Origin of the sequence: Bordetella avium, from assembly GCF_034424645.1 — a bacterium.
GTDB lineage: Bacteria > Pseudomonadota > Gammaproteobacteria > Burkholderiales > Burkholderiaceae_B > Bordetella > Bordetella avium.
Window position 1 is genome coordinate 3,291,299 of sequence record NZ_CP139969.1, and the last position, 23,828, is coordinate 3,315,126.

Below are 23,828 nucleotides of genomic sequence, written 5' to 3' on the forward strand. Positions count from 1 at the left end.
GGCGTCCGCCCCACTCAGGACGAACTTGCCGCCGTGCGTCGGCGCTCGAGCTAAGCAAGAGCCATCCCCGCTATCTCGCCCTATAACGTCAGCCAGCGCCCAGTTGGCCTGCCTGATACCGCTGGCGCGGACGGACCAGGGTGGCCTATCTGATATCCGAGGCCTCCCACTGCCTCAAAAGCCCAGTCCAGGCGCCAGCACGGTGAGCCGCGTTGACTCCTCGGCCAGTTGCGTGAACACCTTGTCCGCCGCCGCGAGCAGGATGTCGGCATGCTCTGTTCTGAAAGGTAGTTGCGGACGCAACTTAAGCACATTGCCATGCAGACCGGTAGCGCTCAGCAGCACATGGTTTTCGCGCATGAGATTCACGAAACGATGCGTATGGGCCTTGGCTGGCGTTTTGGCCTGGCGGTCACTGACCAGCTCGACCCCCAGGAAAAGGCCATCGCCCCGCACATCGCCGATAAGCGGGTGGCGCGCCGCCAGCGCCCGAAAGCCTTGGCGCAAGTAGTGGCCGACTTCGGCGGCATTGGCCTGCAAGCCCTCGTCTTCGATCACCGACAGCGTGGCGGCGGCCGCTGCGCAGGAAACCGGATTTCCGCCAAAGGTATTGAAATAGCGGGCTTCGCTGCCAAAGCGGGCCAGCACATCGGGGCGCGCCACCATGGCGGCGATGGGATGGCCGTTGCCCATGGGCTTGCCCATGGTGACGATATCGGGTTCCAGCCCATGGCGTTGAAAGCCCCACATACATGATCCGGTGCGTGCAAAGCCGGCCTGCACTTCATCGGCGATGAACAGCCCGCCCGCCTCGCGGATGACCGCCACAGCAGGCCCCAGAAAACCCGCGGGCTCGGCATAGACGCCATCGCTGGAGAAAATGGTATCGACCAGGAGCGCCGCCGGCTGGATGCCATGACGGCGCATATCTGCGATGGCCTCACGCACGCGCTCGGCAAACCAAAGGCCCAGCGTCGCCGGGTCCTGGCGGTAACTGTCAGGAACATCGATCGCGCGGGTATCCAGACCCAGCGGCACGGCCTGCCCCAAAGACGGCGAAACCGCAGCGACCGCCGCCGTGACGCCGTGATAGGCCAGCCAGGTCACGATGACGCCGCTGCCGCCCGTATGGCTGCGGACCACGCGCAAGGCCAGGTCATTGGCTTCGCTGCCGGTGCAGGTGAAGATGACCTGTGACAGAGCGGGCGGAAAGGTCGCGAGCAGGCGCTCGGCGTAGTCCAGCACGCCCTCATGCAGATAACGCGTATGGGTGTTGAGCACCGCCGCCTGGGCGGCAATAGCCTGCACCACGCGCGGATGGCTATGCCCCACCGAAGCGACGTTGTTATAGGCGTCCAGGTAGCGCTGGCCATCGGCGGCATAGAGCCATACGCCCTCGCCGCGCACGATATGCAAGGGCTGGTCGTAAAACAGGCGGTAGGCCGGGCCCAACATACGTTGACGCCGTTCGATCAATGCGCGCTCGGCCTGCGGCAGGCCCGCAGCCGCCGCAGGATCGAAGGCATTGAGCATGGCTTTATCTCGACTCATGCGGAATTCTCCAAGGAGGTGTGGCAGGCTGCGAACACAATGTCGCGGGCCTGGGATCGGGGCAAAGCATCCAGGCGGGCCAAGCCGTTCCAGGCGAGGGCGTTATTACGCAAGATGTATTGCCGGTTCTCGGGGTGCTGGCGCGCACGCCAGCCGGTGATCGCCACGGTGATGAGCAGACGCGCGGCAATCAAACCCGGGATCAGCGCGAGCTCGGCCTCGCCCAGCGGCAGCACCTGGTGATAGCTCGCCACGCAATCGCGGGCAGCCGTGGAGAGCGGGTCCGGCGCGTCCTCGAGCTGATAAGCGCAGGCGACGGCGATATCCTGCACCAAGGGCGCGCGCACCATATCTCCGAAGTCGAGCAGGGCGGCGATATGGTCGGCGTTGTCGGCGCCGACCATCACGTTGTACGCATTCAGATCGTTATGGATCACCTGACGCCGCAATCCCGTCAGAGCGGGCCGCACCCGCTGCGTGAAATACGCCATATGCTTTTCGGCCAGCGCGCGGCGCTCGGGCTCTTCGATCAAGGGCAGCAGGTCGGCCAGCCGGTCCGCGTGTTGCACATCCCAGAGCAGCTCGTGATCCGCCATCGGATGCTCAAAACCGCTCAGCGCGTGATCGACACGGGCCAGGGCCCGCGCCAGCGCGCGCCGCTGCGCCGCGCTGCGGCCCACGCTATGCAGCGGACGGCCTTGAATAAAGGTGATGAGGCGGATGGCGCGGCGGGCGCCGTCGGCCCCCTCGTGCCAACACACATACTCGCCTGCCAGACCGGGGACCAGACGCGGAATGGGTAGATCGCCGCCCGCGCGCATCATATGAAGCTGAGCCTGAGTCTGGAAATCCGTGACAGCCGGGTCCTCCGCAGGATGCGTGGCCTTGAGCACATAGCGCTGGCCATCGGCCAGGGTCAGGCGGAAATTCTGATCACGCTCGCTGCTCAAGGTATCGGCCCGCGCCGTCAAACCGTAAAAGCGGGCCGCCAGCGCTTCCGCCTCCCCTGGGGTCAGCTTGGGCGGCTCGGCGGCGAATAGCGCCTGCGCTGCGCTGGCGCTCATACGGAGCGCTCCTCCAACCCGCACCACTCGGCGATGAACAACGCAATCGTCTGCGTCACTTTGCGCACCGACTCCAGGTTGACGGCCTCATCGTAGCCATGCGGCATACGGCACTCCGGCCCGTAGACGATCGCGGGCGTGTCGGCATAAAGACCATAGAAGCGGGCATCGGTCGCCGCGGACGTCGCATATTCGCGCAGCGGCTCGCCGAACACCCGTTCATGGGCCGAGCGCAGGGCGACCTCGACGGCTTCCGAGTCTTTCAGCTCATAGCCTTCGGCCATAAAGCCATGGTAGACCACCTTGGGCGGATGCTGAGCGAGGAAGGGATCTCGCGCCGCGGCTTCGGCGATGAAGGCCTCGATTTCGGCGCGGGCGGACTCCAGGCTCTGACCCGGATAAACCGCCACGCGCATGTCGAAGGTGCACCAAGCCGGCACACTGGAAGGCCAGTCGCCGCCGGCAATCTTGCCCAGGTTGAAGCGAATGGGATGCGGGTGATCGTGGAAATGCCGGTGGTCACACTTGCGGCCATTCCAGCGCACCTCCAGTTCGTCCAGCGCCTGGATCAGGAAAATGGCCTTCTGGATGGCATTGGCGCCCGCGCCCGTAAAGGCCGCCGAAGCATGCTGCGGGTCCCCCTCGACCTGCACCTGGAACCACATCGGGCCAACCTGAGCGCGCATCAGCATCGGCAATAGCGGCTCAGGGATGAAAGCCGCGTCGGCCCGGTAGCCGCGCGCTAGGCAGGCCAGCGCTCCGTTGCCGGTACATTCTTCCTCGACCACCGATTGCAGAAACACATCGCCCGCCGGCGCCAGGCCCAGGCTGGCCAGCGCGTCCATGGCCGACAGGCAGGCGACGAGACCCGACTTCATATCGCCCGCGCCGCGTCCGTGCATCCAGCCATCGACAATGGCCGGATCATAGGGATCGCGGCTCCATTGGCTCAAGGGGCCGACGGGCACCACGTCGATATGGCCATTCAGAATCAGCGAGCGCCCCTGCAAGGAGTGCGAGCGATAGGCTCCCACGACGTTGTAGGCATGGTCATAAGAGACCGCGACCGGGGAAAAGCCCGGCAGATGGCGAATGGCGTCCACGTCGATCTTCCAGCGGTCTACCGCATAGCCGCGCTCGGCGTAGCGGGCCGCCATGAAGTCCTGGGCGGTCGCTTCTTCGCCGCGTTGTGAGGGCAGGCACACCAATTGCGCGGTCAATTCCGTCTGGGCTGCGAATCCCGCATCGACAGCTTCGAGAATGCGCGCTTTCAGCGCCGGCGTCAGTTCTGGCATGATCTTTCCATTGGCAGGGTGATGCCAAGGATGATAGAGAGAACTGGCCCTAAACTCGATAGCCAGTCTGGCAAATTTTATATAGCCACTTTATCGACCCGCCAGACCTGGAAACCGAGGCCGCACCAAGCGAGCGCTTTCCAACTCGCCACATCTTCGATCTCAAACAATGCGGATTTTCTACGCTGCGCAGGGCGTGCCGCCACCGCATGCCCGCCGCCTCGGCACAGCGAAGCTCGGGCCAGATTTTGAGCGCGCATCCTGTTCACCCTCGCTTGCGCCAACGCCGCCCGCCCTCAAGAAGCCGGCTTTCCCGGATCACAGGCCAGCATAGCTGCGCTCAGGGCGGTGTTGCCCCGCTCGGCAAGCGCCTGCGCGGCGCCCGCGATGTCACGGGAGGCCTTGTTCTGACTCAGTTTGAACTTCCCCTCGATTGCCGTGATATCCACCTGGATACCGACAATGGTGCGCAGCATGCCGTCGATGAAATCCGGCGCGCTATCGCTCATTTTCCAGGGTACGGCCTCGCCCGCCTCATGGCGCCGCGTCAGGCGCGCCACGACGCCGCGTACATAACGCTCGTCATCGCGGATGGTGATGCGGCCCCGCGCATGCACCACACGGTAGTTCCAGGTCGGCACCTGCTGATGGGTCTCGTGCTTGCTGGGATACCAGCTCGGCGACAGATAGGCCTGTTCGGCGCGGAACACCACCAGCACCTCGTCGCCATCGGCCACATCCTGCCAAACGGGGTTGGCGCGCGCCACATGCGCGCTCAGACGGCCCAACGGCCCCTCGCCGGCATCCAACTCGAAAGGCAGATGATTGGCATCCAGCCCGCTGCCACCCTGTGTGACCAGCATGCCCAGAGGATGGTCACGCATAAGGGTATGCAAGACGGCGGGGTCGCTGACCGTGAAAGGGGCGGGGATATACATAGCGGCTGTCCGGGAAACAATGCGCCATTCTGCGTGCCGGACAGGCCCGCGGCTAGAGCCAGACGGCGCCATTCGACAGGGGCCAGACGCGGTATTGCCCCCTTGACGCCAGGCAGGCAGGGAGACGCCCGCGCGCAACGCCCGCCTGAAAAGCCGGCTTTCTGCCCAAATTATGACTTTTTGCACAGCACAAAAATCACTATGTAAGGCGCTTACGAGCAAGATGCACAATTTCTGCGTTGAACTGTGCAGTTTGCCTGATTCAAATTGGTAGCCTGCCCCGGAGACAATATCCCGGTCGCCGCTTAGCGGCCTAAAGAGCTTGCCTATGACCCGTTTTATCGATGTTCCCGCCATGTCCCAACTCATTCAGAAGGTCGGTCTGCCCACCTTCATCGGCGAGTTGGCCGACACCATCAAGGCCGACTTCACCCGCTGGCCCGACTTTGACAAATCCGCGCGCGTGGCCAACCACAGCGACATTGGCGTCATCGAACTGATGCCGGTATCCGACGCCCAGGATTACGCTTTCAAATATGTCAATGGCCACCCCGGCAACACGGCGCGCGGCCTGTACACCGTCATGGCTTTCGGCTTGCTGGCCGAAGTTGAGACCGGCTACCCGGTGCTGCTGTCCGAACTCACGCTAGCCACCGCCCTGCGCACCTGCGCCACCTCGCTGATGGCCGCCCGCGCGCTGGCCCGCCCCGATTCGCGCGTGATGGCCCTGATCGGCAACGGCGCCCAGAGCGAGTTCCAGGCGCTGGCCTTCCACTGCCACCTGGGTATCGAAGAACTGCGCGTCTATGACATCGATCCGCAGGCCACCGAAAAATTGATCCGCAATCTCACGGGCTTCCCGGACCTGAAAATCGTGCGCACCGCCTCCACGGCCGAAGCCGTGCGCGGCGCCGATATCGTGACCACCGTCACGGCCGACAAGGCCTACGCCACCATCATCACGCCCGACATGCTGGAACCCGGCATGCACTTGAACGGCGTCGGCGGCGACTGCCCCGGTAAAACGGAACTACACGCCGATGTTTTGCGCGCGGCCACCGTGTTCGTCGAGTATGAACCGCAGACCCGCATCGAAGGCGATATTCAACAATTGCCCGCCGACTTCCCGGTCAAGGATCTGTGGCGGGTGCTGGCAGGCCATCTCACCGGCCGCCAGGACGCCAAGGAAATCACCGTGTTCGACTCCGTGGGTTTCGCCCTGGAAGACTACTCAGTCCTGCGCTATGTGCTGGCGAAATCGCTCGAACACGATATCGGCAAGACCGTGCAGCTCGTGCCCGAGGCGGCAGACCCCAAGGATTTGTTCTGCCACACCGGCCAGGGCGCCGCTCGCCTGCGTCGCGTCGCCTGACAGTTTGCACAAGGGGCCGCGCGGCCATCACGAGGCCGCGCCGGGGCGCCTGCGTCTCGCCCCTGGCGCGCCGCGCAGGCCTTCATGCGCGACACGGGGAGCGGGCCCGCGTGCGCAGGCTCCGCAGCACCTTGGCGCCAGCACTTGACCGCCGCCACCGCTTCAGCGTCGCCCGCCAGCCTGACAAGCCCTTGTCCGGCCTAGACATCCCCTGCACCCATGCCCAAGATCTTTTCGCTTAGCGCCGCTGAACCCACCCTCTACCTCCCGCGTGGCTCGCGAAACAGTGCAGGCACCGTAGGCCGGTTTACACTGCCTGCTGCCTACCTTCGGGCGTCCAAGCAGCAGACCCATTCATGAGCGATACCTATCACTTCGAAGCGGGCTCCACCCCGCTGTTGATCTCCATTCCCCATCTGGGCAGCCTGATCCCCGACGAGCAGGCGCCAGACATGACCGCGATCGGGCTGAGTTCGGCCGACACCGATTGGCATCTTGACCGCCTCTATGCCTTTGGCCGCGCGCTGGGCGCCTCCTTTCTGTGGGCACGCTATTCACGTTATGTCGTCGATCTGAACCGGCCGCCCAACGATGCCAGCCTCTACCCCGGCCAGGCCAAGACTGGCCTGTGCCCCACCCATACCTTTGACGGCCAGCCTCTTTACCTAGACGGCCGCGACGCGATCAGCGAAACCGAGCGCGAGTCGCGCCGTGTGCGTTACTGGCAGCCCTATCACGATCAGCTCCGCGCGGAAATCGAACGCCTGCGCGCGCGTCACGGCAAAGTCCTGCTCTGGGAAGGGCATTCCATCGCTAGCGTCATCCCTCGCCTGTTCGACGGCAAGCTGCCCGATCTGAACATCGGCACCGCCAGCGGCGCCAGCGCAGCCCGGGCCGTGCAAGACGCTATCCAGCAGGCACTGGAACAACAGGCCGGCTATAGCTGGGTGGTCAATGGCCGCTTCCAGGGCGGCTACATCACTCGCCACTATGGCGACCCCGAGCGGCAGATCCATGCCGTGCAATTAGAGATGTGCCAATCCACCTATATGGAAGAACGGCCTCCCTATGCCTGGGATGGGGCGCTGGCAGCCGCCGCCAGCGGCGCCGTCGAAACACTGGTGCGCGCCGCGCTTGACGCGATCTGAGACGTAAGCGCCTGGCTGGGGCGCGAAGACTAACGCGCTAAGAACGAGCAGCGTCAGGCTGCCCTGGCCTCGTCACGTTCGCCTCCAGATCGCGAGAGAGGGCGGTCTGCCAAGCGCACAGCCATTGAGGGCACGCAGGCTAGCACTGCTGATATTGAGGCCAGCCCCCGCCCACCTCGCCCAGCGGCTGCGGACCCGCGCTCAGGAAGATACCCCGGGTTGGTGAAATGGACACATGAAGCTTCGCGCTGGCGTTTGACGCTAGCAAGCACTGGCGATATCTTGATCGGCCACAGGGCTGCCTAAGTCCACTTTTCCGGGCCTCGCAATGAAAGAAGTCTTGCTCGCCGACCTGCTGACCGGCTCCCTGTCACGCGCGGCCGACGAGCCGCTGCAAAAACAGATTTATGAGATCGTCCGGCGTGGCGTGCTAGATCACACCTTGGCCGCCGGACAACGCCTGCCCTCCTCGCGCGCACTCGCCGAAGAACTGGGGGTCTCGCGCATCACCGTCACGCTGGCTTATGAGCGACTGATTGCCGAGAGCTATCTGAGCGCGCGCGGCGGCAGCGGCACCTTCGTCGAGCAGACCGTCGACACACCGCTGCGAACAGCGGGCGCAGCCGACCTGATCGAGCATGAGCGTCCGGCATTGTCGGCGCGAGGCGCCATCACCGGCAGCGGCACTGGCGGCCTGGGTCAGCATACCGGCGCCTTCGTGCCCGGCATTGCCGACGCCAGCCTGTTCCCCTTTCATATCTGGCGCCGCCTGGTCTCGCGCCACCTGAACAAATCCAATCTGGAGCTGGCCGGCTATGCCAAAGACGGCGCGGGCTTTCTACCCCTGCGCATGGCGATCGCCAACTATCTACGCCTGTCGCGATCGGTGGTGTGCGAGCCGGCGCAGATCATCGTCACGGCCGGCACGCACCAGTCCGTTGATCTCTGCGCGCGGCTGCTGGCCGAATCCGGCGATAGCGCCCTGGTCGAAAGCCCCTGCCACTGGGCCTTTGCGCCGGTCTTAGGCGCCGCAGGCCTGCGCACCCGGGCGGCACGGCTGGACGATCAAGGCATCGACATCGCGGCAAGCCCCCTGCCGCGCCGCGCCCGTATGGTCATCACCAGCCCGTCACATCAATACCCCACCGGCGTCATCATGCCGCTGGCCCGGCGGCTCGAATTGCTGCAACAAGCGCGCGCGCGCAGCCTCTGGGTGCTCGAAGACGACTACGACAGCGAATTCCGCTACGACGCCGCGCCCATTCCTTCGCTGCAAGGCCTCGATGCCGACGGACGCGTGATCTATATGGGCACTTTCAGCAAAACCATGTTCGCGGGGCTGCGCCTGAGTTATATGGTGGTTCCGGAACACGTAGCGCATGCTTTTTCAAATGCTTGCGCGCGCATCTATCGACCCGGCCACCTGCACTTGCAGGCCGCCCTGGCCGACTTCATGAACGACGGCCACTTCTCGCACAACATCAAACGCATGCGCCTGGAATACGCGCAGCGCCAGTCTGTGCTGCGCGAGGCCCTGGAACGCCGCATTGGCGAGCCACTGCGCCTGTCGCAAGCCCGAGCCGGCCTGCATGTCTATGCCCGGCTGGGCCCGGAAATCTGCGTCCAGGCGTTGGCCGACGCCGCCCGAGCCGAAGCGCTGGTGCTCGGCATGCCCCACTTTCTGGATGACGATACCCACTCCGACCGCCAGGCCGTGGTGCTCGGCTACGGCGGCGTGCCGTCAGACCATATCGAGGAAGGCGTAAGCCGGCTGGCGCGCTCGCTGGAGCACGCCAGCCGCAAGACCAGGTCGGCGGCAAAGCGCGCGTAGTGCTGATGGGGCGCAAAGCCGAGGCCGATCTGCGCAGCAGATGGAAAGCACTCCCGCAATCCAGTTTCCCAGACAGGCATCGCCGCTCTACAGGCGCAGACAAGCGCAAGGCATCAGATTGATGGCCGGAGCGACTTATGGGGGTGAACGCGATGTTTTCTGAACACCGACAGAGGCCAGCAGGCCCTTGAGCCTCAGGTATGGCGCTCGCTTCCCAAAATCTGCATAGGTTTGGGAATGAAAACTGGAGCGGGTGATGGGAATCGAACCCACGCTTGAGGCTTGGGAAGCCGCCGTTCTACCATTGAACTACACCCGCCTTGGGAGGCTGGCGCCGAAGCGGGCTTGAGCCGCGACAGCGCAGGCGCGAATTATAGCTTGCCTTTGGCTGCTTGGGCGGACTGGCCCGCCGATCCGCACAAAGTCCTGAACCGAGCCTGCCGAGACCGCATTTCCGGGGGGGCTGCGCCTCCCACTACAATTCAGCTTATGAACGCGAACACCCCGACCCCTATCGACGGCCAGCCGACTGAGCTCACGCCGTCCACCCAGGCTGCGCTGGAGCCGGCCAACCATGCGCCCGCCAGCCCTGGCGCCACGCATATCCGCAGCTTCGTGCATCGCCGGGGCCACATTACCCAGCGCCAACGTGATGCGCTGGAACAATTGATGGGCAAATGGGCCATCCCCTATGCGCCGCGCCCCCTGAACCCCGCCACGGCTTTCGGACGTGAAGCGCCGACGATTCTGGAAATCGGCTTCGGCATGGGCGAAACGACCGAAAAAATCGCCTTGGCCCGCCCGGAAGACAACTTCCTGGGGGTGGAAGTCTTCAACGCGGGCGTGGGCTCGATGCTGCACCGTATCGAAACCTCGCAGATCCCCAATGTGCGCATCATCCAGCATGACGCCGTCGAAGTGGTGCGCGACATGATCGCGCCCGACTCGCTGGCCGGAGTGCATGTGTACTTCCCCGATCCCTGGCCCAAAAAACGCCACCACAAGCGCCGCCTGCTGCAACCGGCCTTCGTGCAACTGCTGGCCAGCCGCATCAAGCCGGGCGGCTATCTGCATTGCGCCACAGACTGGCAGGATTACGCGGTGCAGATGCTGGAGGTGCTCGGCGGCGAAGCGCTGCTGGAGAACACCGCCCAGGATTACGCCGAGCGCCCCGCTTACCGTCCGCAGACCAAGTTCGAGACGCGCGGCCTGCGCCTGGGCCATGGCGTCTGGGATCTGATTTTCAAACGCAAGGCCTGACAGGCCCGCCGACAGGAATCCGCCCCATGCTCTACCCCGCTATCGAACCCTACCGTCACGGCATGATGGACACCGGCGACGGCCATCAGGTGTATTGGGAGCTTTGCGGCAACCCGAAAGGCAAACCCGCCGTCTTCCTGCATGGCGGGCCGGGCAGCGGCTGCTCGCCCGTGCACCGGCAACTGTTCGACCCTTCGCGCTACCACGTGCTGCTGTTCGATCAGCGCGGCTGCGGGCGCTCCACGCCGCATGCCAGCCTGGACAACAACACCACCTGGGATCTGGTGGCCGATATCGAGCGGCTGCGCCAGGAGGTGATGGGCGTGCAAAGCTGGCTGGTGTTTGGCGGCTCCTGGGGCTCGACGCTGGCGCTGGCCTACGCCGAAACCCACCCCGAACGGGTAAGCGAACTGGTCGTGCGCGGCATCTTCAGCCTGCGCCGGGCCGAGCTGCAATGGTTCTACCAGGAAGGCGCGTCCTGGCTATTCCCGGACTATTGGGAAGATTACCTGGCGCCGATACCCCAAACCGAGCGCGGCGACATGATCGCGGCCTACCGCAAGCGCCTGACCGGCGCCGACCCGGCCGAACAGCTACGCGCCGCCAAGGCCTGGAGCCAATGGGAAGACCGCACGGTCACGCTGCTGCCCAGCCCGCGCCACCAGCAAAGCCACGCGGCCGACCGCGCAGCCCTCGCCTTCGCACGCATTGAAAACCATTATTTTGTGCATGCAGGCTTTATGGAAGAAGGCCAATTGCTGCGCGACGCGCACAAATTACACGGCATTCCAGGCACCATCGTGCAAGGCCGTTACGACGCATGCACCCCGGCTCGAACCGCCTGGGAATTGCATCGCGCCTGGCCGCAGGCCGACTTCCACCTGGTTCCCGACTCGGGCCATGCCTTCGACGAACCCGGCACCCTGGCCCGCCTGATCGAGGCCACGAACCGTTATGCCAGCTACTAGGACTGATATGCAGATTACCTTGAACGGCCAGCCGCGCGCGCTGCCGGCCTCGCTTACCGTCATGGGGCTGCTGGAAGAGCTGGGCTATGCGGGCAAACGCGTCGCCGTTGAGCGCAACGGCGAAATCGTGCCCAAAAGCCGCCACAGCGCCACGCCGCTTGCCGATGGCGACCAGATCGAAATCGTCGTCGCGGTCGGCGGCGGCTGAACACCACTCCTCAAACCCTTCGCAAAAACGATAAAGGGGCCGGCGGCCCCTTTATCCATCAGGCGAAGCAAGCCGGCCCGTTCAGCGACCGAAACCGCCAAAGCGGCCCAGGCCCTTGATGCCGCCCATAGCGCGCATCATCTTGGCCATGCCACCCTTTTTCATCTGCTTCATCATGCCCTGCATCTGCTCGAACTGATTCAGCAGCTTGTTGACTTCTTGCACCGGCACGCCCGCGCCCGCAGCAATGCGCCGCTTGCGCGCGGCCTTGATGAGTTCCGGCTTGGAGCGCTCTGCCGGCGTCATGGAGTTCAGGATGCCCTCCGTGCGGCGCAATTGCTTTTCCGCCTGCCCGCCCTGTAGCTGGCCGGCCGCCTGCTGAAACTGCGAGGGCAGTTTTTCCAGCAAGGAACTCATGTCGCCCAGCTTTTTGACCTGCCCCAATTGCTCGCGGAAGTCGTTCAGGTCGAACTTGTCGCCCGACTTGATCTTCTTGGCCAGCTTCTCGGCCTCGGCGATATCGATGTTCTTCTGGGCTTGTTCGACCAGCGAAACGATGTCGCCCATGCCCAGCACGCGCTGCGCCATGCGCTCGGGGTGAAAAGGCTGCAAGCCGTCCAGTTTTTCGGACACCCCCACGAATTTCAGGGGCTTGCCGGTGATATAGCGCACCGACAGGGCCGCACCGCCGCGCGCATCGCCGTCCAGCTTGGTCAGGACCACGCCGGTCAGGGGCAAGGCCTCGGCAAAGGCGCGCGCCGTATTGACCGCGTCCTGACCCTGCATGGCATCGACGACAAACAGCGTTTCCACCGGTTTGACCAACGCATGCAGCGCGGCGATTTCGCGCATCATGGCCTCGTCGATGCCCAGGCGGCCGGCCGTATCGACGATCAGGACGTCATAGTGATGGCGGCGGGCGTGTTCGACCGCATTGCGGGCGATATCCTCCGGCTTCTGGCTGGGGTCCGAAGGCAGAAAATCGACGCCGACCTGGGCCGCCACCGTCTTGAGCTGTTCGATGGCGGCCGGACGATAAACGTCTGCCGACACCACCAAGACCTTTTTCTTGCCGCTCTTGCGGCCGTTTTGGATGTGCTCGCCTTCCGACAGCCAGCGCGCCAGCTTGCCGGTGGTGGTGGTTTTACCCGCCCCCTGCAGGCCGGCCATGAGGATGACGGCCGGCGGCTGAACGGCCAGCGACAGTTCGCCGCTGCCCGGGCCGAGGTCTCCGCCCATCAGAGAGGTCAGCTCTTTATGGACCAGGCCGACCAGGGTCTGGCCCGGCGTGAGGCTGGAAGCCACTTCCTCGCCCAGGGCCTTCTCTTTGACGCGGGCAACGAAATCGCGCACCACGGGCAGCGCCACGTCCGCCTCCAGCAAGGCCATGCGCACTTCGCGCAGCATCTCCTGGGTGTTGGCCTCAGTCAGGCGGGCTTCGCCGCGCAGCGTCTTGACGACGCGCGACAATCGTTGGGTAAGGTTATCGAGCATGAGAGGCGTTTCCGCTTAAACTAGTTGATTGAACGGGACCGCCCAGGCCGCGAGGCCGTCGATTGGGGCGATGTCAGCGGGTGGCATTCCCCCGGTTCCATCCAGACAACGGTTTTTATGTCATCAGGCATTGTATTTCACGCCGTGGCCGCCTTGGTCTATGCCGTGCTCGGCGCCTCGATGTGGCGGCGCCTACAGCGGGCCGGCAGCGTCGAGCATACCGGCAAAATTGCCCGGCTGTGCCTGCTCGGCGCGCTGATCGTGCATGGCTACGCCCTGCGCGAGGCGATGCTAGGGGCGCATCATATCTTTATCGGCTGGGCCCTGGCCCTGTCGGCGGCCGTTTGGCTGGGCCTGGTCATGTACTGGCTGGAGAGCCTCTTCATCCGCATCGACGGCGTGCAGCTACTGCTTTTGCCCCTCGCCTCCCTGGCCACCCTGCTGGCGGCCCTGTTCCCGCAGGGCATCCAGGTTCCTCATGAGGGCAATCCCTGGCTGCGCATCCACCTGCTGATCGCGCTGGCGGCCTATGGTCTGATCACCATAGCCGCGCTGCACGCCATGCTGATGGCCCTGCTGGACCGCCATCTGCACCGGCCGCTGGACGCGCCCGACGGACGCAGCATCATCGGCCGCGTGCTGGACGCCCAGCCGCCCCTGCTGGTGCAGGAACAACTATTGTTCCGCATCATTCTGATCGGCTTTATCGTGCTGACCCTCGCTGTCGGCACCGGCTCGGTCGCCTCCATTCTGCTTACCGGGCGGATTCTGCCCTTTGATCACAAAACCATCTTCACCCTGCTGTCCTGGCTGACATTCGGCGGCCTGCTGGTCGGCCGCCAGGCCTGGGGTTGGCGCGGCCGGGTTGCGCTGCGCTGGACCATCGTGGGCTTTTGCTTTTTGATCCTGGCCTACACCGGCAGCCGGTTCGTGCTGGAAATGATCCTGCATCGGAGTTGATCCAGATGGGCAAAATAATCTTCTGGTTCTTCGCCATCCTGACCATCCTGACGGTCTGGCGCATGATCAACGCCCGCAAGCCCGGCACGACGCGGCAGCCTCCGACCGCCAAGGCCGTCGAACCCATGGTGAGCTGTGCCCATTGCGGCCTGCACCTGCCCCGCTCCGAGGCCGTGCAGGCCCATGGCCAGTCCTGGTGCAGCCAGGAGCACGCCCGCCTGGGCCAGTCCAAATAGCGGCCCGTTAGGCAAGCGCGCGGTCCAAGCGGCATAATGCCTGGCTTGGAAACTCTTCTTTTCGCTATGTCCTTGCCGCAACTGGATCGCCACGGCTGGCTGCACCCCGCGCCCACCGTCACCCTCCTGCCCTCGCCCAATGTCGACGCCCGCCCCCCGGGCGCGCAGGTGTCGCTCCTGGTATTGCACAACATCACCCTGCCCCCCGGAGAATTCGGCGGCCCCTATGTGGCCGACCTTTTCCTGAACCGGCTAGATCTGAATGCGCATCCCTGGTTTGCGCGGCTCAAGGGTTTGCGGGTGTCGGCGCACTTTTTTGTGCGCCGCGATGGCAACATCGTCCAGTTCGCCTCCATCCACGATCGCGCCTGGCATGCCGGCGTGTCACGCTTTGCCGGACGCGAGCGCTGCAATGATTTTTCCGTAGGCGTCGAACTGGAGGGCACCGACCGCCTGCCCTATACCGACGCGCAGTACACCACCCTGAGCAAACTGGCCCGCCGCCTGCGCGCGCGCCTGCCCATCCGGGCCGCCTGGGGACACGAAGACATCGCGCCCGGCCGCAAAACCGATCCGGGCCCCGCTTTCGACTGGCCGCGCTTTGCGCGCGGCGCCGGCTTTCTGCGGCGCGAACTGCCGCCGCGCTAACACCGAGGACATGCAATGCTGAAGATCTGGGGACGGCTGAGTTCCGTCAATGTGCAGAAGGTGGTCTGGGCCGTGCGCGAATTGGCGCTGCCGCATACGCTGACCGAGGTCGGCGGCAAGTTCGGGGGCCTGGACACCCCGGAATACCTCAGCATGAACCCCAACCGCCGCGTGCCGGTCATCGACGACAGCGGCTTCATCCTGTGGGAATCCAACGCCATCGTGCGCTATCTGGCCTCACGCTACGGCGCCGGTTCGCTGTGGCCTGTTGATCCTTGCGTGCGCGGCGACGCCGACCGCTGGATGGATTGGCAAACCACCGATTGGCAAACGGCGCAGGGGCCTGCCTTTCTGGGCCTGATCCGCACGCCAGAAGACCAACGTGACAAGGCCGCCATCGCGGCCTCGATCGCCAAGTCCAACGCCAGCGCGCTAATCCTCGAAAAAGCGCTGCAAGGCCGCGAATTCATTACCGGCCCGCAGTTCACGATGGGAGACGTGGTGCTGGGCTGCGCCGCCCACCGCTGGCTCGCCCTGCCCATCGAAAGGCCCGACACGCCCAATATGGCCGCCTGGTACCGGCGTCTCATGATGCGCCCGGCCGTTCAGGGCGTGCTGACCCTGCCCCTAGCCTGATCGGCAAAGGACAGCGCCCAAAAACAAAGCGGACCCGATCAGGGTCCGCTTTGTCATGCAGCCTCAGGCTGTCATACCTTCAGCAGCAGCGCATTCAGGCGCTTCACAAAGGCCGCCGGATCGGCGATCTGCGCGCCTTCGGCCAGCAGCGCCTGATCCAGCAACAACTGCGCCCAGGCGCCGAAATCCGCATCGGCAACGTCGCGGATACGGGCGATCAGGGCGTGCTCCGGGTTGATCTCCAGCACCGGCTTGACCTCGGGCGCTTCCTGCCCGGCCGCCTTGAGCATGCGCAGCAAATGCGGGCTCAAATCATTCTGGCCCACCACCACGCAGGCAGGCGAGTCCACCAGGCGCAGGGTGACACGCACCTCTTTGACCTGCTCTCCCAGCGCCGTTTGCAAGCGCTCGATCAGCGGCTTGAAAGACTCGGCCACCTCGGTCTGCTTTTTCTTTTCTTCCTCGTCCGCCAGATCGGCCAGATCCAGACCGCCCTTGGCCACCGACACCAGCGACTTGCCCTCGAATTCGCGCAGATGCGACAGCATCCACTCGTCCACGCGGTCCCACAAGAGCAGCACCTCGATGCCCTTCTTGCGGAAAATCTCCAGATGCGGGCTGTTGCTGGCCGCCGAATAGCTGTCGGCCGTCACGTAATAGATCTTGTCCTGGCCTTCTTTCAAACGGCCCAGATAATCTTGCAGCGACGTCGTCTGCGACGCATCTCCCGCATGGGTCGATGCAAAACGCAGCAGTTTGGCAATGCGCTCCTGGTTAGACGGATCTTCGCCCACGCCTTCCTTCAGCACCTGGCCAAACTCGCCCCAGAACACCGCGTAATCGTCCTTGCGGTTCTCGGCCAGGTCTTCCAGCAGCGACAAAATGCGCTTGGCCGAGCCCTCGCGGATCGCGCGGACATCCCGGCTTTCCTGCAAGATTTCGCGCGACACATTCAGCGGCAGATCCGCCGAATCGATCACCCCACGCACAAAGCGCAAATAGGCCGGCAGCAGCTGCTCGGCGTCATCCATGATGAACACCCGCTTCACATACAGCTTCACGCCGCGGCGGGCATCGCGGTCCCACAGATCAAAGGGCGCCTGACGCGGCACATAGAGCAGCTGCGTATACTCACTGCGGCCTTCCACGCGGTTATGCGTCCAGGCCAGCGGCTCATCAAAGCCGTGCGACACCGTCTTGTAGAACTCGCGGTACTGCTCATCGGAGATCTCGCTCTTGGAGCGGGTCCAGAGCGCATTGGCCTGATTGACCGTCTCCCACTCATCCCGCGTGACCTGCTCGCCCTTGTCGGCGTCCCACTCTTCCTTGCGCATCAGAATGGGCAGCGAAATATGGTCGGAATAGCGGCGCAGCACCTCGCGCAGCTTCCAGCCATTCAGAAACTCATCCTCGTCGGCGCGCAGATGCAGCACGACATCCGTGCCCCGCGTGGCCTTCTCGGCCGATGCAATCGAGAACTCGCCCTGGCCGTCGGATTCCCAGCGGATCGCCTCATCGGAACCGGCGCGGCGGCTCAGCACGCTGACCCGGTCCGCCACGATGAACGACGAATAAAAGCCCACGCCGAACTGACCGATCAACTGGGCGTCTTTTTGCTTGTCGCCCGTCAATTGCGAGAAAAACTCGCGCGTGCCCGAGCGGGCGATCGTGCCCAGATTGGCGATGGCCTCTTCGCGCGACAGGCCGATGCCGTTATCGGCGATCGTGATCGTGCGCGCCGCCTTGTCATAGCTCACGCGGATCGCCAGCTCGCTATCGCCCGCCAGCAGCTCAGGCTGATCGATGGCTTCAAAGCGCAGCTTGTCGCAGGCATCCGATGCGTTCGAGACCAGCTCGCGCAAGAAAATTTCCTTGTTGCTATACAAGGAATGGATCATCAGGTGCAGCAACTGCTTGACCTCAGCCTGGAACCCCAGGGTTTCGGACGTGGCATTTTGAGTCATGGATGTGATCGTCAGATTAAGAAAAAAGAATGGCAGAGAACCTGCCCAGCCTTCCCGACATGGGGTCTGAAGCCCCTAATTCAAGAGTCTAACGCCTGCCGCGGCGGGCCCACGGCCAGCGCCCCGCCCGGAAGCCGGTAAAATCCCGCTCCGCCCGACCAACCCGCTCTTTTTTCCACCATGAGCTCCGCTCCTCAAACCCAAACCCACACCCCCCCGGCCCACGGCCAAGTCACGCCCGACCTCATTTATGGCCCCGATGACCGCCCCGCCACCCCGGTCGCCTTCATCGCCGCCCTGCAACACCTACTGGCCATCCTCGTTCCCATCGTCACCCCCGGACTGCTGATCTGCCAGGCGCTTGGCGTCTCCAGCCGCGACACCACCCTCATTGTCTCGATGTCGCTGGTCATCTCCGGCATCGCCACCTACGTGCAATGCCGCCGTTTCGGCCCCTTCGGCGCCGGACTGCTCATCGTGCAAGGCACCAGCTTCAACTTCGTCGGCCCGCTCATCGCCGGCGGCAGCATGATGGTCGCGCAAGGCACCCCCGTCGAGGCCGTCATGGCCGCCATCTTCGGCGTCGTCATTGCCGGCTCCTTCGTCGAAATGGGTATCTCCCGCATCCTGCCCTTCGTCAAACGCCTCATCACCCCGCTGGTCACTGGCATTGTCGTGCTCCTGATCGGCCTGACCCTCATCAAAGTCGGCCTGATCAGCATGGGCGGCGGCTTCTCCGCCATGCAGAACGGCACCTTCGCCAACAGCGAAAACCTGCTGCTCTCCGGCCTCGTGCTCGGCACCATCATCGTGCTCAACCGCCTGCCCATCGTCTGGGTGCGCAGCGCCGCCCTCGTCATCGCCCTGATCGTCGGCTACATCGCCGCCGCCTCCCTCGGCCGCCTCGACCTCTCCAGCGCCCGCGACGCCGCCCTGTTTCAAGTGCCCCTGCCCCTGCACTTCGGCCTGTCCTTCTCCTGGCCCCTCTTCGTGCCCATGCTGATCATCTACCTGGTCACCTCGCTCGAAGCCATCGGCGACATCACCGCCACCAGCCAGGTCTCGCGCCAGCCCGTCCACGGCCCGCTCTGGATGCAGCGCATCAAGGGTGGCGTGCTCGTCAACGGCGCCAACTCCCTGCTGGCAGGGGTATTCAACACCTTCCCCAGCTCGGTCTTCGCCCAAAACAACGGCGTCATCCAGCTCACCGGCATCGCCAGCCGCCGCGTCGGCATCTGGATCGCGGGCATGCTCGTCGTGCTCGGCCTCTTCCCCGCCGTCGCCGGCCTGCTCCAGGCCGTGCCCGAACCCGTGCTGGGCGGCGCCGCCATGGTCATGTTCGGCGCCGTTGCGGCCTCGGGCATCAACATCCTCGCTGGCGTGCGCCTGGACCGCCGCGCCCTGCTCATCATCGCCGTCTCCCTGGCCCTCGGCCTGGGGGTGTCGCAAGTGCCCGAATTCCTGGCTCACATGCCCCACGCCCTCAAGAGCATCCTCGAATCCGGCGTCGCCACGGGCGGCATCTGCGCCCTGCTGATGAACTGGTTCCTCCCGGAAAGCCCCGCCCAGGCCAAAGCCGCCTGAACCGCCCCGCCCACTAGGGCGGGTCCTTCAGGCTGTCTGATTCATCGATCCGGCCGGACTGCCCTTGAGGCGGCCCGGCCCGCAGGGCCCGCGCGGCAATATAGCCATCCGCTATCCCGGCCGCACAAGAAATCAATCCAACCCAGCATCATCAGCCGCTATGGTGAGGCTCCCTCAACAAGGAGCTTCTCGTGCACAAGACTGCCATCTCTCTGGGCATGGCCATCAGCGCCACCCTCTGTCTGCCCGCCCTGGCGCAAGAGCCCACCCTCACCCTGGACAACGGCGCCCCCGTCGGCGACAACCAGAACTCCCAGACCGCCGGCCCCAACGGCCCCGTGCTACTGCAAGACGTGCAGTTGCTGCAAAAACTGCAACGCTTTGATCGCGAGCGCATTCCCGAGCGCGTCGTACACGCACGCGGCACGGGCGCCTACGGCGAGTTCATCGCCCACGAAGACCTCTCCGACCTGACCCAGGCCGAACTCTTTCGCAAAGACATCAAAACCCCGGTCTTTGTACGCTTTTCCTCGGTCGTCCATGGCGTGCACTCGCCGGAAACCCTGCGCGACCCGCGCGGCTTTGCCGTCAAGTTCTACACCACCCAGGGCAATTGGGATCTGGTGGGCAACAACTTCCCCACCTTCTTCATCCGCGACGCGATCAAATTCCCCGACATGGTCCACGCCTTCAAGACCGACCCGCGCACCAACCTGGACGACGATCGCCGCCGCTTCGACTTCTTCTCCTTTTTCCCCGAAGCCACCCGCACCCTCACCCAGCTCTACGCCAACGAAGGCACCCCCGCCAGCTACCGCCATATGGACGGCAACAGCGTGCACGCCTACAAATTCGTCAACGCGGCCGGCCAGACGCACTACGTCAAATTCAACTGGCGTACCCGCCAAGGCAGGAAAAACCTCGATCCCGGCGAAGTCCAGGCCATGCAAGGCAAAGACTATAGCCACATGACGCGCGACCTGGTTGAGGCCATCGACCGCGGCGACTACCCCAAATGGGATCTCTACATCCAGGTCCTCAAACCCGAACAACTCGCCAGCTTCGACTTCGACCCGCTCGACGCCACCAAGATCTGGCCCGACGTGCCCAGCCGCAAAATCGGTGAAATGGTGCTCAACCGCAACCCCGAGAATGTCTTCCAGGAAACCGAACAGGTCGCCATGGCGCCCAGCAACCTCATCCCTGGCATCGCGCCCTCCGAAGACCGCCTGCTGCAAGGCAGGCTCTTCGCCTACGCCGACACCCAGATGTACCGCCTGGGCGCCACGGCCCTGTCCCTGCCCATCAACCGCCCGCACAACGCCGTCCTCACCCGCAACCAGGACGGCGCCCTGAACGCCGGCCACACCCAAGGCAGCGTCAACTACCAACCCAGCCGTGTCTCGCCCGCCCTCGAATCCGCCGCAGCACGCGCCACCCCCACCCCCTTGAGCGGCACCGTTCAACAGCGCCCCATCCAGCGCCAGCAAAACTTCAAACAGGCTGGCGAGCTCTACCGCAGCTACAGCGCCAAAGAACGCGCCGACCTCATCCAGAGCCTGGGCAGCGAGCTGGCCCGCACCCAAGACGACACCAAACACATCATGATTTCCTACTTCTACAAGGCCGACCCCGAATATGGACAAGGCCTGGCCCGCGTGGCCAAGGCAGACATGAACAAAGTCCGCCACCTGGCCAGCCAGCTCGCCGACTGAGCCCGGCCCACCGCCCGCCGCGCCAAACGGCGGGCGCCCCCCAACAAGAGAAGCCCGCCATGCTCACCCGACCACTGCGCATCCCCCTCCTCTGCGCCTGCCTAACGCTAAGCAGCGCGCCGCTGCTGCACGCCGCCCCGCCCGAGGCTCCCGCCGCTCTCCAAGCCGAACTCCAGGCCCGGCTGCGCCAGGCTGCCCGCGAAGGCGATATGACCGCGCTCGCCGCCTTCGCCCAGGCCGCCACCAACTGGAACGCCCGCGACGCCCAGGGCCGCAGCCCCCTCATCCTCGCGGCCTACCACGGCCAGACCGACGCCCTGCGCTTTCTGCTCAAGCAAGGCGCCGACCCCTGCCTGCCCGACGCTCGCGGCAACACCGCCCTCATGGGCGCCCTCTTCCAAGGCCACGACAGCGCCGCCCGCCTCCTGCTCGACACCGCCTGCCCCATCGACCAGACCAACCACGCAGGCCAGACCGCCGCCATGTACGCCGCCCTCTTCCAACGCCACGCCCTGCTCCAGACCCTGCGCGAACGCGGCGCCAACATGCAGGCCCAAGACAAGCAAGGCAATACCCCCGACACCCTCGCCCGAGGCGAAATCAAAGGCCCCCTGGGGCAATAAACCCGGCCACCCTCCCCCAAAACGCAAAGATCACGTATAATTGCGGACTAGCTTCCAGCCTTTCCTGCCTGCCAGGTCAGCGCATCCTCCCGCCCGGGTGGTGAAATTGGTAGACGCAGGGGACTCAAAATCCCCCGCCGCAAGGCGTGCCGGTTCGATTCCGGCCCCGGGCACCATCTGGCCTTCCCAGCAAGGCCCATAGCCAACAAATTCGCTTTTACATCAGCGAGTTAGCGCTAGACAAAATTCCCAGCGAGTCCCATAGATTCCCGCTGGGGTACACCGAAGCCCGCTTTTCTGGGTTCCCTGGCGTGTACCCAAAATGCTCTCCGAATTCCCCGTGGGTACACCCATTTCTGGAGAGCATATGAAGCTTACGGCCAAGCAATGCCTGGCGGCCTTGATCCCGTCTGGCAAACAAGAAACCCTTTTGAGCGACGGCGGCGGTCTTTACCTACGGCTGCGGCTACGATCCGACGGCACAGTCAGCCGGGATTGGCTATTCCGCTTTACGGCTCCAGGAGGCCGCAAGGGCAAGCTCAGCCTCGGGCGGCTAACGGACGTGCCACTTACTCTAGCGAGAGAGCGTGCCGGAGAGCAGCGACAGCTGCTGTCCGCCAAGGTCGACCCGAAGATCCACCGCATCGAGCAGGTCACGGTTGCCAAACGCCGCGCTTTTGACACTATGGAGACCGTGGCACGCGCCTGGCATAAAGAAGCCGCGGTGCTGGGAAAGTGGTCGGCAAATTACGAGCGCAAGGTTCTGCGAATGATCGAACTCCACCTGCTCCCGAAGTTGGGCGCACGGCCTTTGCACCTGGTATCCCCTCCAGAGGTCCACGGCCTGCTAATGTCTGTGGCCGTGGAAACGCGCGAGACGGCAGGAGAGCTGCGCACACACCTCAAACGGATGTATGCCTTCGCCGTACGCAACGAAATGATCGTGCCGGCGGCAAACTTTATGGCAGTGACCCAGATGGACCTGCCGGTTTATCGCACAACGAACTTCGCTACGATTCTGAAGCCCGAAGCCGTTGGGCAGTTGCTACGCGACCTCAAAGAGTATCGGGGGAACTTCATCACGAAATCTCTGTTGGAGATCATGCCGCTTGTTTTCCAGCGCCCCGGCCAAGTGCGCAGGATGAGCTGGGATCAGATCGATTTCGAGACGGGCGTTTGGACGTGTCCAGCTGAGATCATGAAGCTGCGCCGCGTGGACAAGGAACACGAACAAACACCAACGCATTTGGTCCCGCTTTCGAAGCAGGCCCTCGAGATCCTGCGTAACCTGCATCAGGTCACAGGGCCGTCCGGCTTCGTGTTCAAGCCGGCAGCCAGACGCAGCGATGCAACTCGGACCATCTCGGAAAACACAGTTAACTCGGCTCTCAGAGCGCTGGGTTATGACACACGTACAGAGATTACGGGCCACGGCTTCAGAGCTATGGCGCGCACACTGCTAGTCGAGCGACTGGAATGGAACAGGGATGTCGTGGAACGGCACCTTGCTCACAAGACGCGAGAAGAGCTGGGCACAAGTTATGACCGCACTCAGTTCCTGACGCAGAGATTAGCGATGGTGCAGGCTTGGGCAGACTACCTTGATGGTCTGCGCGACGGGAAGACGACACCCGCAGTTCGTCTGGCGGCCTGATGACCGTATCGCCGGGGCCACTCCTAGGCCCTGGCTACATCTGAACGGGATCTATTCAACATTAAGGCTTCCGTACTCTGGGCCTGAAGTTCCCCTCGGAGCTCACTAGTCAGGGGTCTTGGTGACCAAGCTTTCACCGACTTGTGCACTTAGGACAGACTGTTGTTAGAAGCCCGGCTTCCTGTATCGAGCTTGGCTGCCCGCAGTTCTCGCACGTTTCAACGCTGACGTGTTCGGCGTGGCGGATCACCCGCGAAATAGCCTCGGCCGCTGCGTCTCGCCTAGCATCGTCCTCGCCATCAACTTGGCAATAGAACCGCAAGGCACCGAACTTTTCCTTGATCTGCACGACTTTCGCCGTGCAAGCGGGATACTCGCTCAGAATAGTGTCGATACGGAAGAGTAGGTCCGCGAGCAACCCATCCCAGCCGGGACCGCATTCCAGCCCCCACGGAAGATTGGCGTTCTGAAGCACACGAGGGAATTGCTGTTTCAACGTATCTAGTCGATTAGAGTGTTCGTTCATGGTTAGGGCTTTTTCGGCAGGAAATCGGTTCAATCGACGCAAAGGAAGGGAGCGCTCAAAGGCGCTAAGCCTCAGAAAAGCACTAGGGTGCTGCGGAGCTCTCCCCAAGGTCCAGCAAGGCTCGATTGAACAAGGAAAGGCTTCTAATAGACG

The 23,828-nt window shown here is 63.9% G+C and carries 20 protein-coding genes and 2 tRNA genes; 15 read left to right on the forward strand and 7 right to left on the reverse strand.

Features of this window, described 5'->3' with window-relative positions:
* Positions 1-174: 174 nt before the first annotated feature.
* The 4 genes from U0029_RS15180 to U0029_RS15195 form a co-directional block, all read right to left on the reverse strand.
* Positions 175-1,551 (reverse strand): aspartate aminotransferase family protein, encoded by a 1,377-nt coding sequence (locus U0029_RS15180; protein WP_114851690.1) that lies wholly within the window; start codon positions 1,549-1,551, stop codon positions 175-177.
* Complete coding sequence (locus U0029_RS15185; protein ID WP_114851689.1) at positions 1,548-2,615, reverse strand: phosphotransferase; 1,068 nt, start codon at positions 2,613-2,615, stop codon at positions 1,548-1,550. Before U0029_RS15185 ends, U0029_RS15180 begins: the two co-directional genes overlap by 4 nt.
* Positions 2,612-3,910 carry an ArgE/DapE family deacylase gene (locus U0029_RS15190; protein ID WP_114851688.1) on the reverse strand — a complete coding sequence of 433 codons (1,299 nt, stop codon included), beginning with the start codon at positions 3,908-3,910 and terminating at the stop codon, positions 2,612-2,614. Before U0029_RS15190 ends, U0029_RS15185 begins: the two co-directional genes overlap by 4 nt.
* Before the next feature lie 296 nt (positions 3,911-4,206).
* A complete protein-coding gene (locus U0029_RS15195; protein ID WP_114851687.1) occupies positions 4,207-4,848 on the reverse strand; it encodes an FMN-binding negative transcriptional regulator in 642 nt (213 codons plus the stop codon).
* 328 nt (positions 4,849-5,176) lie between these two features.
* Between U0029_RS15195 and U0029_RS15200 the strand changes: the two genes are divergently transcribed.
* The 3 genes from U0029_RS15200 (at position 5,177) to pdxR (ending at position 9,199) form a co-directional block, all read left to right on the forward strand.
* Positions 5,177-6,220 (forward strand): ornithine cyclodeaminase, encoded by a 1,044-nt coding sequence (locus tag U0029_RS15200; protein ID WP_114851686.1) that lies wholly within the window; start codon positions 5,177-5,179, stop codon positions 6,218-6,220.
* 356 nt (positions 6,221-6,576) lie between these two features.
* Positions 6,577-7,368 (forward strand): N-formylglutamate deformylase, encoded by a 792-nt coding sequence (gene hutG, locus U0029_RS15205; RefSeq protein ID WP_114851685.1) that lies wholly within the window; start codon positions 6,577-6,579, stop codon positions 7,366-7,368.
* 328 nt (positions 7,369-7,696) lie between these two features.
* A complete protein-coding gene (gene pdxR, locus U0029_RS15210; RefSeq protein ID WP_114851684.1) occupies positions 7,697-9,199 on the forward strand; it encodes a MocR-like pyridoxine biosynthesis transcription factor PdxR in 1,503 nt (500 codons plus the stop codon).
* 245 nt (positions 9,200-9,444) lie between these two features.
* On the opposite strand, the gene U0029_RS15215 is transcribed toward pdxR, so the two are convergent.
* Positions 9,445-9,518, reverse strand: a tRNA-Gly gene (locus U0029_RS15215).
* Positions 9,519-9,688: 170 nt separating this feature from the next.
* Here U0029_RS15215 and trmB point away from each other — a divergent pair.
* Genes trmB through thiS form a run of 3 tightly spaced genes read left to right on the forward strand, consistent with a single transcriptional unit; the run spans position 9,689 to position 11,635 of the window.
* The gene (gene trmB / locus U0029_RS15220) at positions 9,689-10,459 is read left to right on the forward strand and encodes a tRNA (guanosine(46)-N7)-methyltransferase TrmB (protein WP_012416152.1); all 771 of its coding nucleotides are present in this window, start codon (positions 9,689-9,691) and stop codon (positions 10,457-10,459) included.
* 26 nt (positions 10,460-10,485) lie between these two features.
* Entirely contained in the window at positions 10,486-11,427 is a 942-nt protein-coding gene (pip, locus tag U0029_RS15225; RefSeq protein WP_012416151.1) for a prolyl aminopeptidase, read from the forward strand.
* 7 nt (positions 11,428-11,434) lie between these two features.
* Positions 11,435-11,635, forward strand: a complete 201-nt coding sequence (thiS, locus tag U0029_RS15230) for a sulfur carrier protein ThiS (protein WP_012416150.1) — start codon at positions 11,435-11,437, stop codon at positions 11,633-11,635.
* Between the two features lie 81 nt (positions 11,636-11,716).
* On the opposite strand, the gene ffh is transcribed toward thiS, so the two are convergent.
* On the reverse strand, positions 11,717-13,129 hold the full coding sequence (ffh, locus tag U0029_RS15235; protein ID WP_114851683.1) for a signal recognition particle protein: 1,413 nt from the start codon (positions 13,127-13,129) through the stop codon (positions 11,717-11,719).
* 117 nt (positions 13,130-13,246) lie between these two features.
* On the opposite strand from ffh, the gene U0029_RS15240 reads away from it, so the two are divergent.
* The 4 genes from U0029_RS15240 (at position 13,247) to U0029_RS15255 (ending at position 15,609) form a co-directional block, all read left to right on the forward strand.
* Entirely contained in the window at positions 13,247-14,089 is an 843-nt protein-coding gene (locus U0029_RS15240; RefSeq protein ID WP_012416148.1) for a cytochrome C assembly family protein, read from the forward strand.
* Positions 14,090-14,094: 5 nt separating this feature from the next.
* Positions 14,095-14,325 carry a PP0621 family protein gene (locus U0029_RS15245; RefSeq protein WP_147400152.1) on the forward strand — a complete coding sequence of 77 codons (231 nt, stop codon included), beginning with the start codon at positions 14,095-14,097 and terminating at the stop codon, positions 14,323-14,325.
* 66 nt (positions 14,326-14,391) lie between these two features.
* Positions 14,392-14,973, forward strand: coding sequence for a 1,6-anhydro-N-acetylmuramyl-L-alanine amidase AmpD (gene ampD / locus U0029_RS15250; RefSeq protein ID WP_039051427.1), 582 nt, complete (start codon positions 14,392-14,394; stop codon positions 14,971-14,973).
* Between the two features lie 15 nt (positions 14,974-14,988).
* The gene (locus U0029_RS15255) at positions 14,989-15,609 is read left to right on the forward strand and encodes a glutathione S-transferase family protein (protein ID WP_114851682.1); all 621 of its coding nucleotides are present in this window, start codon (positions 14,989-14,991) and stop codon (positions 15,607-15,609) included.
* Between the two features lie 71 nt (positions 15,610-15,680).
* Here U0029_RS15255 and htpG read toward each other — a convergent pair whose 3' ends face one another.
* Positions 15,681-17,573 (reverse strand): molecular chaperone HtpG, encoded by a 1,893-nt coding sequence (gene htpG / locus U0029_RS15260; RefSeq protein WP_114851681.1) that lies wholly within the window; start codon positions 17,571-17,573, stop codon positions 15,681-15,683.
* Between the two features lie 180 nt (positions 17,574-17,753).
* On the opposite strand from htpG, the gene U0029_RS15265 reads away from it, so the two are divergent.
* The 5 genes from U0029_RS15265 (at position 17,754) to U0029_RS15285 (ending at position 23,149) form a co-directional block, all read left to right on the forward strand.
* On the forward strand, positions 17,754-19,157 hold the full coding sequence (locus U0029_RS15265) for a nucleobase:cation symporter-2 family protein (RefSeq protein ID WP_114851680.1): 1,404 nt from the start codon (positions 17,754-17,756) through the stop codon (positions 19,155-19,157).
* Between the two features lie 218 nt (positions 19,158-19,375).
* Positions 19,376-20,872 carry a catalase gene (locus U0029_RS15270; protein WP_049794194.1) on the forward strand — a complete coding sequence of 499 codons (1,497 nt, stop codon included), beginning with the start codon at positions 19,376-19,378 and terminating at the stop codon, positions 20,870-20,872.
* Positions 20,873-20,931: 59 nt separating this feature from the next.
* Entirely contained in the window at positions 20,932-21,495 is a 564-nt protein-coding gene (locus tag U0029_RS15275) for an ankyrin repeat domain-containing protein (protein ID WP_114851679.1), read from the forward strand.
* 91 nt (positions 21,496-21,586) lie between these two features.
* A tRNA-Leu gene (locus U0029_RS15280) sits at positions 21,587-21,671 on the forward strand.
* A 191-nt stretch (positions 21,672-21,862) separates the two neighbouring features.
* A complete protein-coding gene (locus U0029_RS15285) occupies positions 21,863-23,149 on the forward strand; it encodes a tyrosine-type recombinase/integrase (protein ID WP_162790326.1) in 1,287 nt (428 codons plus the stop codon).
* Positions 23,150-23,828: the final 679 nt, after the last annotated feature.

Bases quoted from the DNA above. Each gene is read 5' to 3' on its own strand.
- U0029_RS15180 (WP_114851690.1), bottom strand. From the start codon at position 1,551: ATGAGTCGAGATAAAGCCATGCTCAATGCCTTCGATCCTGCGGCGGCT.
- U0029_RS15185 (WP_114851689.1), bottom strand. From the start codon at position 2,615: ATGAGCGCCAGCGCAGCGCAGGCGCTATTCGCCGCCGAGCCGCCCAAG.
- U0029_RS15190 (WP_114851688.1), bottom strand. From the start codon at position 3,910: ATGCCAGAACTGACGCCGGCGCTGAAAGCGCGCATTCTCGAAGCTGTC.
- U0029_RS15195 (WP_114851687.1), bottom strand. From the start codon at position 4,848: ATGTATATCCCCGCCCCTTTCACGGTCAGCGACCCCGCCGTCTTGCAT.
- U0029_RS15200 (WP_114851686.1), top strand. From the start codon at position 5,177: ATGACCCGTTTTATCGATGTTCCCGCCATGTCCCAACTCATTCAGAAG.
- hutG (WP_114851685.1), top strand. From the start codon at position 6,577: ATGAGCGATACCTATCACTTCGAAGCGGGCTCCACCCCGCTGTTGATC.
- pdxR (WP_114851684.1), top strand. From the start codon at position 7,697: ATGAAAGAAGTCTTGCTCGCCGACCTGCTGACCGGCTCCCTGTCACGC.
- trmB (WP_012416152.1), top strand. From the start codon at position 9,689: ATGAACGCGAACACCCCGACCCCTATCGACGGCCAGCCGACTGAGCTC.
- pip (WP_012416151.1), top strand. From the start codon at position 10,486: ATGCTCTACCCCGCTATCGAACCCTACCGTCACGGCATGATGGACACC.
- thiS (WP_012416150.1), top strand. From the start codon at position 11,435: ATGCAGATTACCTTGAACGGCCAGCCGCGCGCGCTGCCGGCCTCGCTT.
- ffh (WP_114851683.1), bottom strand. From the start codon at position 13,129: ATGCTCGATAACCTTACCCAACGATTGTCGCGCGTCGTCAAGACGCTG.
- U0029_RS15240 (WP_012416148.1), top strand. From the start codon at position 13,247: ATGTCATCAGGCATTGTATTTCACGCCGTGGCCGCCTTGGTCTATGCC.
- U0029_RS15245 (WP_147400152.1), top strand. From the start codon at position 14,095: ATGGGCAAAATAATCTTCTGGTTCTTCGCCATCCTGACCATCCTGACG.
- ampD (WP_039051427.1), top strand. From the start codon at position 14,392: ATGTCCTTGCCGCAACTGGATCGCCACGGCTGGCTGCACCCCGCGCCC.
- U0029_RS15255 (WP_114851682.1), top strand. From the start codon at position 14,989: ATGCTGAAGATCTGGGGACGGCTGAGTTCCGTCAATGTGCAGAAGGTG.
- htpG (WP_114851681.1), bottom strand. From the start codon at position 17,573: ATGACTCAAAATGCCACGTCCGAAACCCTGGGGTTCCAGGCTGAGGTC.
- U0029_RS15265 (WP_114851680.1), top strand. From the start codon at position 17,754: ATGAGCTCCGCTCCTCAAACCCAAACCCACACCCCCCCGGCCCACGGC.
- U0029_RS15270 (WP_049794194.1), top strand. From the start codon at position 19,376: ATGGCCATCAGCGCCACCCTCTGTCTGCCCGCCCTGGCGCAAGAGCCC.
- U0029_RS15275 (WP_114851679.1), top strand. From the start codon at position 20,932: ATGCTCACCCGACCACTGCGCATCCCCCTCCTCTGCGCCTGCCTAACG.
- U0029_RS15285 (WP_162790326.1), top strand. From the start codon at position 21,863: ATGAAGCTTACGGCCAAGCAATGCCTGGCGGCCTTGATCCCGTCTGGC.